This is a genomic window from Streptomyces sp. NPDC101110 (assembly GCF_044759525.1).
GTDB lineage: Bacteria > Actinomycetota > Actinomycetes > Streptomycetales > Streptomycetaceae > Streptomyces.
In genome coordinates this window covers 175,902-188,096 of sequence record NZ_JBIVZM010000010.1, presented here as the reverse complement: position 1 = coordinate 188,096, position 12,195 = coordinate 175,902, and the positions used below count along the sequence as shown (strand labels likewise).

Here is a 12,195-nt window from a genome sequence, read left to right as displayed (position 1 = left end):
CTTTCAGGAGTCCCCTTTCATGAAGACGATCGACGAACTCCTCTCCGAGGGAGTGGCGGGCAAGCGGGTCTTCGTCCGCGCCGACCTGAACGTGCCGCTGGACGGCACGCGCATCACCGACGACGGCCGCATCCGCGCCGTGCTGCCCACGGTCAAGGCCCTCGCCGAGGCGGGCGCCCGGGTCGTCGTCGCCTCCCACCTGGGCCGCCCCAAGGGCGCCCCGGACCCGGCCTTCTCCCTCGCCCCGGCCGCCGCGCGCCTCGGTGAACTCCTCGGCGCGGAGGTGGCCTTCGCGACCGACACGGTCGGCGCATCCGCCCAGGACACCGTCGCCGGCCTGGCCGACGGCCGGGTGGCGGTCGTCGAAAACCTGCGCTTCAACGCCGGAGAGACCAGCAAGGACGACGCCGAGCGCGGCGCGTTCGCCGACCAGCTCGCCGCCCTCGCGGACGTCTACGTCGGTGACGGCTTCGGCGCGGTGCACCGCAAGCACGCCTCGGTCTTCGACCTCCCGGCGCGCCTGCCGCACTACGCCGGGTACCTCATCGCCACCGAGGTCGGCGTCCTGAAGAAGCTCACCGAGGACGTCAAGCGGCCCTACGCCGTCGTCCTGGGCGGCGCCAAGGTCTCCGACAAGCTCGCCGTCATCGACCAGCTGCTCGGCAAGGCCGACCGCCTGCTCATCGGCGGCGGCATGGTCTTCACCTTCCTGAAGGCCAAGGGCCACGAGATCGGCACGTCCCTGGTCCAGGAGGACCAGCTCCCGGCCGTCCGTGAGTACATCGAGCGCGCCGAGAAGAACGGCGTCGAGCTGGTCCTGCCGGTGGACGTCGTGGTCGCGCCGGAGTTCCCGGACCTCAAGACCAAGGCCCCGGGCCGGCCCAGCACCGTGCCCGCGGACGCCATGCCCGCCGGCCAGATGGGCCTGGACATCGGCCCCGAGTCCCGCACGCTGTACGCCTCGAAGATCGTCGACGCCGCCACCGTCTTCTGGAACGGCCCCATGGGCGTCTTCGAGCACCCCGATTTCGCCGAGGGCACCAAGGCCGTCGCCCAGGCACTCCTCGACTCGAAGGCCTTCACGGTGGTCGGCGGTGGCGACTCCGCCGCCGCCGTCCGCATCCTTGGCTTCGACGAGAACGCATTCGGCCACATCTCGACCGGTGGCGGCGCCTCCCTCGAATACCTCGAGGGCAAGACGCTCCCCGGCCTCGCCGCACTGGAGGACTGACCCTTTATGAGCACGCGCACGCCGCTGATGGCGGGCAACTGGAAGATGAACCTCAACCACCTCGAGGCCATCGCGCACGTCCAGAAGCTCGCCTTCGCCCTGGCCGACAAGGACTACGAGGCCGTCGAGGTCGCCGTCCTGCCCCCCTTCACCGACCTGCGCTCCGTGCAGACCCTGGTCGACGGCGACAAGCTCAAGATCAAGTACGGCGCCCAGGACATCTCGGCGCACGACGGCGGTGCCTTCACCGGCGAGATCTCCGGCCCCATGCTGGCCAAGCTGAAGTGCACGTACGTGGCCATCGGCCACAGCGAGCGCCGGCAGTACCACGCCGAGACCGACGAGCTGGTGAACGCCAAGGTCAAGGCCGCGTACAAGCACGGCCTGACGCCGATTCTGTGCGTCGGTGAGGAGCTGGAGGTCCGCGAGGCGGGCAACCACGTCTCCCACACCCTCGCCCAGGTCGAGGGCGGTCTGAAGGACCTGCCCGCCGAGCACGCCGAGACCGTCGTGATCGCCTACGAGCCCGTGTGGGCCATCGGCACCGGCAAGGTCTGCGGCGCCGAGGACGCCCAGGAGGTCTGCGCGGCGATCCGCGGCAAGATCGCCGAGCTGTACTCCCAGGACCTGGCCGACAAGGTCCGCATCCAGTACGGCGGCTCCGTGAAGTCGGGCAACGTCGCGGAGATCATGGCCCAGGCCGACATCGACGGTGCCCTGATCGGCGGTGCCTCGCTGGACGCCGACGAGTTCGTCAAGATCGTGCGCTTCCGCGACCAGTGAGTAGGCCCTAGCGGCGATCCGTCGTACCCTTGCGGGGTCCAGCGCTGTGCTGGGCCCCGCGTCGTCCATCCGAATCCGAGGAAGTTGGTCCAGCCGTGGTTTTGGGGTTCTCGATCGCCCTGATCGTCTTCAGCCTGCTGCTGATGCTGCTGGTGCTGATGCACAAGGGGAAGGGCGGCGGCCTCTCCGACATGTTCGGTGGCGGCATGCAGTCCTCCGTCGGCGGCTCCTCGGTCGCCGAGCGCAACCTCGACCGGATCACCGTCGTGATCGGTCTGCTGTGGTTCGCGTGCATCGTCGTGCTCGGCATCCTGATGAAGGTGAACAACTGACCGAGCCGCCATCCGCACGGAACTCGTACGTAGGGCCCCATGTTCGGTACGCGCAGCTGAGCGCGGCCTATCATGGGGCTTGCGTCTAGGTGTGAGGGTTGTAACTCCAATCACTGGACGCGCGTTGGGCCTTACGTAGACTGAGGCGCTCGCGGCGAAGCGGAACGCCGACTCGCTTCGCGGCACCATCACGCAGGGAGTTACGACCGTGGCAAGTGGCAACGCGATCCGGGGAAGCCGGGTCGGGGCGGGGCCGATGGGCGAGGCCGAGCGCGGCGAGTCCGCGCCGCGGCTGCGCATCTCCTTCTGGTGCTCCAACGGACACGAGACCCAGCCGAGCTTCGCCAGCGACGCGCAGGTGCCCGATACCTGGGACTGTCCCCGCTGCGGCTTCCCGGCAGGCCAGGACCGGGACAACCCGCCGGACCCGCCGCGCACCGAGCCCTACAAGACCCACCTGGCGTACGTCCGGGAACGGCGCAGCGACGCGGACGGCGAGGCGATCCTCGCCGAGGCGCTCGCCAAACTGCGGGGCGAGATCTAGAGGACGAGACCGGCCGGGCACCAGCGGGTGCCCGGCCGGAACTGCCTCCCGGGCATCAGCGGACGGCCGGCAGGTCCCGGCTTCTCGGCACCGGCGGGCGTCATCCGTGCCTCCTCGCCGTCACCGTCTCACCGTCGGCCGATTGTCAGTGGTGCCCTCTACGGTTTGTGCATCGGACGAACCATGAGGGGGAGCGGTGGCGACGGTCGAGGCGGGGGGCCTACGCGTGCCCGCGTGGCGCGGTGGCTTCGGACGGCTGTGGAGTGCCGCCGTCCTGTCCAGCTTCGGCGACGCGCTGCGCACGTCCGCGCTGCCCCTGCTGGCCGTCACCCTGACCGACGATCCGCTGCTCATCGCCTCCGTCACGGCCTGCGGCTACCTGCCCTGGATCGTCTTCGGCCTGCTCGGCGGGGCCGTCGCCGACCGGGTGGACCAGCGGCGGGCCATGTGGACGGTGGACGCGTCACGCGGGCTGCTGGTGGCCGCCTTCGCGGTGGCGGTCGCGCTCGGACACGCCTCGATCGGCCTGCTCATCGCCCTGGCCGTCGCGCTCACCACCCTCCAGACCCTCTTCGACAACGCTGCCACCGCGTTGTTGCCCGTGCTGGTCGACCGGGAGGCGCTCGGCAGCGCCAACGCCCGGTTGATGACCGGTCAGCGGCTCGCCGGAGGCCTGCTCGGCGGCCCCGTCGTGCCGTTGCTGCTGGCAGCGGGGGCCGCCGTGCCGTTCGCTGCCGACGCCGTGACCTTCCTCGTGGCCGCCGCGCTGATCGCCTCCCTGCCTGCCGCCGGATCCGACCGCGAGCCGAGGCCCGCGGGCAGCACCCTGCGCCGGGAGATCGCGCAGGGCCTGCGCACCCTGTGGCGCGACCGTGCCCTGCGTGCCCTGTGCACGTCCACGGCTCTGTGCAACATCGGCATGGGCACCATGCTCGCCCTGCTGGTCGTCCTCGTCACCGACTGGCTCCGGGCGGGCCCCGTGGGATACGCGGCGGCGGGCACCGCCTTCACCCTGGGCAGCCTGGCCGGGGGAGTGGTGAACGGCCGGCTGGTGGCGCGGCTCGGCCGTCTGCCAGCGGTGCTCCTCGCCGGATCGGCGCAAACCGTGCTCCTGGTCGTGATGGGCACCGTGCGCAGCCTCGCCGTGCTCGTGGGCGCGCTCGCCGTCTTCGGTCTCCTCGGCATGGTGTGGAACGTCAACACGACGACCCTCATGCAGGAGCGCAGCCCCGCCGGACTGCTGGGCCGGGTCAGTTCGGCCTTCCGGACCCTGGCCTTCGCCGGAGTACCCCTCGGTGCGCTGCTGGGCGGAGCCGTCGCCGCCGCCTGGGGGCCGAACACCCCGCCGCTGCTCACGGCCGTTTTCTTCGTCCTCGCCGTCATCGCGCTGATACCCGTGCGCACGGTGGACGTATCTGTGGTGGAGCCGGAGGACGGCGCCACGACAGCCGACGTCACGCGCTGATCAATTAGGTTGGGACCGGCAGCGGGGCAAGGTACGCAGGACAGGAAAGAAGGCTTAAGTCCGAGATGAACGCAGACAGCCGTACCAGACTCAACCAGACGCCTGAGTGGACGGCACTGGCCAAGCACCGCGAGGAGCTCGGCGACGTGGGGTTGCGCGAGTTGTTCGCCGCCGACTCCGGCCGCGGCACCGCGTACACCCTCCGGGTCGGTGACCTGTACGTCGACTACTCCAAGCACCTCGTCACCGACGACACCCTGCGGCTGCTGCGCGAACTGGCCGCCGCCACCGACGTCTTCGGACTGCGGGACGCCATGTTCCGCGGCGAGAGGATCAACACCACCGAGAACCGGGCCGTGCTGCACACAGCACTGCGCGCCCCTCGGGACGCGGTGATCGAGGTCGACGGCGAGAACGTGGTGCCGGATGTGCACGCCGTGCTCGACAAGATGGCGGACTTCGCGAACCGGGTGCGGTCGGGTGAGTGGACCGGCCACACGGGTGAGCGGATCCGGAACATCGTCAACGTCGGCATCGGCGGCTCCGACCTGGGTCCCGCCATGGCCTACGAGGTGCTGCGGGCCTTCACGGACCGCGCGCTGACGGTGCGTTTCGTGTCGAACGTCGACGGTGCCGACCTGCACGAGGCGGTCCGCGACCTGGACCCGGCTCAGACGCTGTTCGTCATCGCCTCCAAGACCTTCACCACGATCGAGACGGTCACCAACGCCACCTCCGCGCGCACCTGGCTGCTGGACGCGCTCGGTGACGAGGCCGCCGTGGCGAAGCACTTCGTCGCTCTGTCGACGAACACGGAGAAGGTCGCCGAGTTCGGCATCGACGTCGACAACATGTTCGAGTTCTGGGACTGGGTCGGCGGCCGCTACTCCTACGACTCCGCGATCGGTCTGGCCCTGATGATCGCCATCGGCCCGGACCGCTTCCGGGAGATGCTGGACGGCTTCCGCATCGTCGACGAGCACTTCCGGACAGCTCCGGCCGAGTCCAACGTGCCGCTGCTGCTGGGCCTGCTGGGCATCTGGTACGGCAACTTCCACGACGCCCAGTCGCACGCGGTCCTGCCCTACAGCCACTACCTGTCGAAGTTCACCGCCTACCTCCAGCAGCTCGACATGGAGTCCAACGGCAAGTACGTCGGCCGGGACGGGCGCGAGGTCGAGTGGCAGACCGGCCCGGTGGTGTGGGGCACGCCGGGCACCAACGGGCAGCACGCCTACTACCAGTTGATTCACCAGGGCACCAAGCTGATCCCGGCGGACTTCATCGGCTTCGCGAGGCCCGTCGCCGAGCTGAGCGAGCAGCTGAAGGCACAGCACGACCTGTTGATGGCCAACTTCTTCGCCCAGACGCAGGCGCTCGCCTTCGGCAAGACGCCCGAGGAGGTGCGCGCCGAGGGCGTGCCGCAGGAGCTGGTGCCCCACAAGACGTTCAAGGGCGACCACCCGACGACCACGATCCTCGCGCCCGAGCTGACCCCGTCCGTCCTCGGCCAGCTGGTCGCCCTCTACGAGCACAAGGTGTTCGTGCAGGGCGCGGTGTGGAACATCGACTCCTTCGACCAGTGGGGCGTCGAGCTGGGCAAGGTCCTCGCCAAGCGCGTCGAGCCCGCGCTGACCGGGGACACCGAGGTCGAGGGCCTGGACGCCTCCACCCGGGCCCTGGTCGCCACGTACCGGGAGCTGCGCGGCCGACGGTGACGAGCGCCGGGCGCAAGGCGGGCGGCAGCGCACCGGGCGGGAAGGCGGGCGGCAGCGCGCCGGGCACAAGGCGGGCGGCAGTGCGCCGGGCGGGAGAGCGGGCGGCAGTGCGCCGTCCGCTTCCCGTAGACTCCCGGGCGATCAGCACGGCGAGTGCCCGGGGGAGCGCGAAGTGGCACGCACACGCGGAAGTTGGACCGGCGGCACGCTGACGGTGGGGTCCGTCCTGAAACCCCAGGACGTGGCCCGGGCGGTGTTCCATCCCGCCTGGATCCCGCAGCCGCTCGACCCGTCCGTGGAGCGTCTGAAGCGGTTCCGTGTCATCGCCGGGGCGGTCGCCTCGCTCGGTGTCTACACCTTCGTCCAAGGCGGCTTCGACCTCACGGAGCTGCTGGAGAACGCGATGACGGCCTCCGTCGTCCTGCTCTTCCTCACCCCGCTGACGGTCGGGGTGATGCTGTGGGTCTGGCGGCGCGGGGGCACGGTGCGGCAGTTGCGGACGCCGCTGCTCAGGTCCCTCGCGCTGCTCGTGCTGTTCGTCGGCTGTGTGGCGGCCGTGCTGCTGCTGGTGCGGACGGTGAACGCGTCCGCGAACGTCGCCGTGATCATCGGGTTCGGCATGACGATGCTGTGGCTGCTCGCCTTCACGGCCTACGGAGCCGTGCGCGTCTCGGGCAACTTCTTCGGCACGGCCGCCGTGCACCGCTGCCTGCCGCCGCTGCTCGCCATGGTGACCAGCTGGCTGGTGGCCGTGCCGGACCTCGTGACCGGTGATCTGCACGGGCTCAGCCTGACCCTGGGCGTCGTCTTCATCCTGGGTGCGCCCGTGACGGTCACGGCCATCGCCCTGCTGGAGATGCGGCGGCTGAAGCGGCGGTACGGAATCCGGCTGAACGCCCATCCGGCGGCACACCCGCCCGTCCCGGGGCCGGTCCCGCCGATGTCCCCGGCGGGCTCGCCCCACCTGCCGCCGCAGGGGAACCCGTACGGGCATCCCTTCGCGCCGGGCGGACAGCATCCCTACGCCCCGCACCCCTCCCCGCACCCCCGGCCTCCGTACCACCCGCAGCAGCCGTACGGCGGCTGACCCCGGGGTCGTGCCGGCGTCAGGCCACCGCGCTCAGTGTGTCCGCGAGGCGCCGCCGGGCGGCCCGGGCCGCGGGAAGGGCGGCCAGTGCGGCGGCACAGAGGACCGCCGCCGTGCCCAGCAGCACCATCAGCACCGCGGAGGGCCCCTGGGCGATCCCCGCCCCGATGCCGCTGGAGCGGCCCTGGGTGTCGATCAGCCACCGGGCCAGGGGCAGGCCCAGGGCGAGGGCGGCGAGGACGGCGGCCAGAGCCGTGAGGCCAGTGGCCGTGACGGTGATCGCCGTGATCTGCCGGGGGGACAGCCCGATGGCCTTCAGGGCCAGCAGGTCCCGCTCGCTCTCGCGGACCGTGCCGCCGATCGCGGTCAGCAGTTCGATGAGCCCGATGAGGGCGAGGACGGCGATCAGCCCGGCGACCACCGCGCGCAGGGGGGAGAGGCCGTCGGCCGGGTTGGCCACCGGGTGCACGTCCAGGTGGCCGCGCCCCGCGGCGGCGAGCCGGTCGGCGACCTCCCGCGGGTCCGCGCCGGGTTCCAGACGGAGTTCGTAAAGGGTCGGGCGGAGCCCCGGGTCGTTCTCGCGGAGGGTGTCGAGGGAGGTGGAGATGACCCGGCCGGCGTTCTCCGGCTCGATGCTGCGGCCCACGATGTGCAGGATCTGCGGACGGTCGCCGACGGTCATCCGCACCCAGGCACCGACCCGCACGTCCAGCAGGTCGAGCAGCCCCTGCCCGGCCACCGCCTCGTCAGGGCCGCGGGCGGGGCGGCCCTCGGCGAGGGTGTGCGGGTAGGGGTCCTCCTGGGTGCCCAGCCCGCGCAGGGCGATGGTCGCGGTCTGGCTGGGTCCCAGGGCTGCCGTCTCGACGCCCGGGTAGGCGGCGGCGACCTGCGGGTCCTTCTCCAGGAGGGAGCGGACCCGCTGTTCGCCCAGGCCGGAATCGGCGCGGACGCTGAGCGCGGCCGGCAGGCCGATCCGCTCGGGCTCGCTGTGGAAGCGGTCGAGGGTGGTCCAGGCGCTCATCGCCACGACGATCAGCAGCAGCGGCAGCGTGAGCCGGGCGACGGTGGCCAGGGACCGGGGGCGGCGCGTGAACGCCTTGTGCCAGCCCAGCACCAGCGCGGGCGGGATCCGCACGCCGAGGGCCCGGCGCGCCACGCCGGACAGCCGTCCGCCCGAGGTCGCGGCCGGCCGGGGCACCGGCACGGGCGGCACCCGTCCGGCCCGCCACGCGGCCAGCCCGGTGGTCGCTCCGATGAACAGCACCGCGCCCACGGGCACCACGAGCAGCGCCGCGGTGTGGCCGGGCAGCCCCTGCCACACGCCGACGGCGTCCCCCAGCCGCCCCGGGATCCGGCTGCCCAGGGCCTCGGCGAGACCGGCCGCGGCCAGGGCGCCCAGCAGGGCGTAGGCGAGGTGCTGGAGCAGGAAGATGCGGACCACCTGGCCGGGGGTGAAGCCGATGGCCTTCAGGACGGACAGGTCGCGCAGATGCCCGCGGATGCGGGTGCCGATCGCCCCGTGGACGGCGAAACCGGCCGCGACGAGGGCGCCCAGCCCGAACAGGCCCAGCACCTGACCGAGCAGCCGGTTGTCGCCCTGCGCCTCGGCCCGCGCCTGCTGCCAGGTGGAGACCTCGCCGATCGCCCCCGGGCCCAGCACGGTCACGGCTCGCTGGACGATGTAGGACGTGTCGCCCGGGTCCGTCAGCCGCAGCCCGATCACCTGGCCGCCCGGGTCCGGCACGGCCGACGGAAGCGCCCACACCAGACCCGGCTGCTCACCCGGCCGGTAGCGCGGCTCGGCACTGTCGGCGAGGCCCACGACGGTCAGCTCGCGGGCGGTACCGGGCACGTCGAGGGTGTCGCCCGGCTGAGCCAGCAGAGCACGGGCGAGACGGCTCTCCAGCACCACACCGTCGGGAGTCGACGGGGTGAGCCAGTGCCCGGAGACGACCGGCGGGCGGCCGGGGGAGGGCTTCTGAGGCATGCCGCGCAGTTCGACGGCGGCGCGGCTGCCGCGCGAGGAGACGGTGGTGGCGGCACTGGGGTAGGGGCCGACGACGGATTCCACGCCGTCCAGACGGGCCAGCTTCCCCGGGTCGGCCGCCGTATCCGTGTGCAGCCACACATGCGCGCCGTGCGACTGCGTGAAGACGCGCTGCCAGGGGTTGGTCGCGTAGCCGAACAGTGCGGTGGCCAGCAGCAGGGAGGCGACGATGCCCGCGGTGGCGAGGACGAGGAACAGCGCCTCGCCGCGGTGTGTGCGCAGATCGGAGTGCGCCCAGCGCAGGGTGGCTCGCATCCGGGTCAGCCCCTCCGGGGTTCGTCGTACCCGCGCATGTCAGTCCTTCAGCTCCAGCACACCGGATATGCCGGCGCGGCGCGGCGGCGTGGTGCCGCCGTCGAGTGCCGCGTCGTCGGCGATCCGGCCGTCGAAGAAGCTGATCACCCGGTCCGCGGCGCTCGCCAGTCGGGCGTCATGGGTGACCAGCACGATCGTCTGGCCGCGCTGGTGGAAGCGGGACAGCAGCCGCATTACCTCGCGGGTGCCCTTGCTGTCGAGGCTGCCCGCGGGCTCGTCGGCCAGCAGCAGCGGCGGGTGATTGACCAGTGCCCGGGCCAGGGCGACGCGCTGCTGCTCACCGCCGGACAGCTCGCCCGGCATGCTGCGCTCCTTGCCCGTCAGGCCCAGCTCGGCCAGCAACGCCTCACGCTCGGTGCGCGCCTGCTTCGGCGGGGTCCCGGCGAGCAGGGCGGGCAGTTCCACGTTGTCGGCGACGGACAGGTTCGAGACGAGGTTGAAGAACTGGAAGACGATCCCGATCCGCTTCCTGCGCTCCACCGCCCAGCGCGCCTCGCTGTAGGTGTCGGTGGACTCGCCGTCGAGCCAGATGTGGCCCGCGTCCGGACGCTGGAGCCCGCCGAGCAGATGCAGCAGCGTCGACTTGCCCGCGCCGGACGGGCCGGTGATCGCCACGAACTCGCCCTGCCGTACGCAGAGGTCGACCCCGCGCACGGCGTGGGCCGGGGCGCCCTCGCCGTGGTGGGTCTTCGCCAGTCCCTCGGCGCGCAGCACAGGAGCGGGACGGTCGTCGCTCACTCCAGCTCCTCCAGCTCTTCCTGGCACCGTTCCAGCCAGTCGAGGTCGGCCTGCAGGTGCAGCATCGCGCCCTCGATCAGCAGATGGGCGATGCGGTTGTCGCGGTCTTCGGCGGCGGCCAGCTTCGACATCTGCCGCATGGTGTTCAGGTACTGGCGCCGCTGCTGGTTGATTAGGGTGATCTGCTCGGCGAGACCGGTCTGCGGAGCGAGCGCAAGCTTCATGAAGAACTCGTCCCGCACCCGTGGCTCGTCCTCGGGCTCCTCGAACCAGGCGCGCAGCGCCTCCCGCCCGGCGTCGGTGAGGTGGTAGACCTTTTTGTTGGGCCGGCTGGACTGCGCCACGTCCTCGCCCTCGATCAGTCCCGACTTCTCGAGGCGGCCGAGGGTCACATAGATCTGGCCGACGTTCGGCTGAGGGTACGCGGAGCCCAGCAGTTGCTCAAGGTCCTGCTTGAGCTCGTAGCCGTGGGCGGGTCCGCGGGCGAGGAGGGCCAGGAGGGGCAGGCGCACGCGTGCAGTCCTCCTGTCCGGTCCAATGTGCTCCAGGCCCTAGTATCGCCCATACCTAACAGGTATACATGGCCTCTGATTCCGGGCAAGGGTGCCCAGCGCCGGTGTACAGGGAGGAACCTATGCGGTGGATCCATGCCGCGGGTAGGGGCCTTCTCGTTCTCGTCGTGGTCCTGACAGGCTACGTTGCCGCCGGAGCGCAGGCGGGCGAGCCCCCGGAGGGCGGCCGCGGCCCCCTCACCCTGGCCACCGCCGGGGACCTCACCGGTTATCTCGGCCCCCTGCTGGAGGGCTGGAATCGTACTCATCCCGGCGAGAAGGTGACCCTGGTCGAGCTGCCGGACTCGGCCGACGAGACCCAGGCCCAGATGATCACCGACCTGCGCGACGGTGATCGCAGCCGGTTCGACGTGCTCAACATCGACGTCAACTGGACCTCGGAGTTCGCCGCGGCGGGCTGGATCAGGCCGCTGCCCCGGGACCGTTTCCCCCTGAAGACCTTCCTCCAGCCGGTCGTGGACACGGCGACCTACGACGGGCAGCTCTACGCGGTCCCGTACGTCACGAACGCCGGTCTGCTCCTGTACCGCAAGGACGTCCTCGCCCAAGAGGGCGTCGATCCGCCGCGCACCTGGGCGGAGCTGGAGCGGTACGCGAAGACCATCGCCCCGAAGCACGGCCTCGGCGGCTACGCCGGACAGTTCCTGCCCTATGAGGGCCTGACCGTGAACGCGGCGGAAGCCGTCTACTCGGCGGGCGGCTCGATCCTCGGCGACGAGGGCGAGCGTGTCACCGTCGACTCGGCGGCGGCCCGCGAGGGCATCGGGTTCCTGGCGCGCGGGGTGCGCGAGGGCTGGATCCCCAGGGAAGCGCTGACGTACAAGGAGGAGGAGTCCAAGCAGGCCTTCCAGGACGGCCGGCTGCTCTTCCTGCGGAACTGGCCGTACGCCTACGTCGGTGCCTCGGCCCCCGGCTCGAAGGTCGCCGGCAAGGTCGGTGCCGTTCCCCTGCCCGGGCCGGGCGGGCCGGGGACCAGTGTCCTCGGCGGATCCAACCTGGCTGTCAGCGCGCATGCGCGGCACCCCGACTCGGCGGCCCGCCTGATCGCGTACCTCACCGGTGAGCGCGTCCAGCGGCAGGTCCTCACACGCGGCGCGCTGCCGCCCGTGCGCGCGGATCTCTACCGGGATCCCGCGCTCATCCGCAGGTTCCCCTACCTGCCGACGCTGCGGACGAGCGTCCTCGCGGCCGCGCCGCGCCCCAAGAGCCCGCGCTACGACCAGGTCAGCCTCGTGGTGCAGGCGGTCGTGAACGACGCGATGGCGGGGCGCCAGACGCCCGAGGCGGCGGTCCGGCGGCTGGCGCGCGAGCTCGCCGTCATCTCGCGCGGCTAGCGCTTCCCGCGCCCCTCGGCACTCTCTCC

Annotated in this window: 11 protein-coding genes; 8 read left to right on the top strand and 3 right to left on the bottom strand. The window is 71.7% G+C overall.

Annotated features, from left to right (window positions below; translation table 11 throughout):
* The first annotated feature begins 19 nt into the window (after nucleotides 1–19).
* From ACIQU3_RS23920 to ACIQU3_RS23890, 7 genes are all read left to right on the top strand, one after another.
* Complete coding sequence (locus tag ACIQU3_RS23920; RefSeq protein WP_403729976.1) at nucleotides 20–1,231, top strand: phosphoglycerate kinase; 1,212 nt, start codon at nucleotides 20–22, stop codon at nucleotides 1,229–1,231.
* Between the two features lie 6 nt (nucleotides 1,232–1,237).
* On the top strand, nucleotides 1,238–2,014 hold the full coding sequence (gene tpiA, locus ACIQU3_RS23915) for a triose-phosphate isomerase (protein ID WP_403729984.1): 777 nt from the start codon (nucleotides 1,238–1,240) through the stop codon (nucleotides 2,012–2,014).
* 95 nt (nucleotides 2,015–2,109) lie between these two features.
* Nucleotides 2,110–2,346 (top strand): preprotein translocase subunit SecG, encoded by a 237-nt coding sequence (secG, locus tag ACIQU3_RS23910; protein ID WP_094052663.1) that lies wholly within the window; start codon nucleotides 2,110–2,112, stop codon nucleotides 2,344–2,346.
* Between the two features lie 208 nt (nucleotides 2,347–2,554).
* Complete coding sequence (locus ACIQU3_RS23905; RefSeq protein ID WP_003957010.1) at nucleotides 2,555–2,890, top strand: RNA polymerase-binding protein RbpA; 336 nt, start codon at nucleotides 2,555–2,557, stop codon at nucleotides 2,888–2,890.
* Between the two features lie 196 nt (nucleotides 2,891–3,086).
* Nucleotides 3,087–4,355, top strand: a complete 1,269-nt coding sequence (locus ACIQU3_RS23900) for an MFS transporter (RefSeq protein ID WP_403729992.1) — start codon at nucleotides 3,087–3,089, stop codon at nucleotides 4,353–4,355.
* Between the two features lie 65 nt (nucleotides 4,356–4,420).
* Nucleotides 4,421–6,073, top strand: coding sequence for a glucose-6-phosphate isomerase (pgi, locus tag ACIQU3_RS23895; RefSeq protein WP_403729995.1), 1,653 nt, complete (start codon nucleotides 4,421–4,423; stop codon nucleotides 6,071–6,073).
* Nucleotides 6,074–6,245: 172 nt separating this feature from the next.
* The gene (locus tag ACIQU3_RS23890; RefSeq protein ID WP_403927637.1) at nucleotides 6,246–7,160 is read left to right on the top strand and encodes a hypothetical protein; all 915 of its coding nucleotides are present in this window, start codon (nucleotides 6,246–6,248) and stop codon (nucleotides 7,158–7,160) included.
* A 19-nt stretch (nucleotides 7,161–7,179) separates the two neighbouring features.
* On the opposite strand, the gene ACIQU3_RS23885 is transcribed toward ACIQU3_RS23890, so the two are convergent.
* From ACIQU3_RS23885 to ACIQU3_RS23875, 3 genes are read right to left on the bottom strand one after another with little or no spacing between them, the layout of a single operon-like run.
* Nucleotides 7,180–9,462 (bottom strand): FtsX-like permease family protein, encoded by a 2,283-nt coding sequence (locus ACIQU3_RS23885; protein ID WP_403927634.1) that lies wholly within the window; start codon nucleotides 9,460–9,462, stop codon nucleotides 7,180–7,182.
* Nucleotides 9,463–9,501: 39 nt separating this feature from the next.
* A complete protein-coding gene (locus ACIQU3_RS23880) occupies nucleotides 9,502–10,260 on the bottom strand; it encodes an ABC transporter ATP-binding protein (protein ID WP_403927631.1) in 759 nt (252 codons plus the stop codon).
* Nucleotides 10,257–10,772 (bottom strand): PadR family transcriptional regulator, encoded by a 516-nt coding sequence (locus tag ACIQU3_RS23875; protein WP_104779514.1) that lies wholly within the window; start codon nucleotides 10,770–10,772, stop codon nucleotides 10,257–10,259. The genes ACIQU3_RS23880 and ACIQU3_RS23875 overlap by 4 nt, the downstream gene beginning before the upstream one ends.
* 122 nt (nucleotides 10,773–10,894) lie before the next feature.
* On the opposite strand from ACIQU3_RS23875, the gene ACIQU3_RS23870 reads away from it, so the two are divergent.
* Complete coding sequence (locus ACIQU3_RS23870; protein ID WP_403730008.1) at nucleotides 10,895–12,166, top strand: ABC transporter substrate-binding protein; 1,272 nt, start codon at nucleotides 10,895–10,897, stop codon at nucleotides 12,164–12,166.
* The last annotated feature ends 29 nt before the right edge of the window (nucleotides 12,167–12,195 follow it).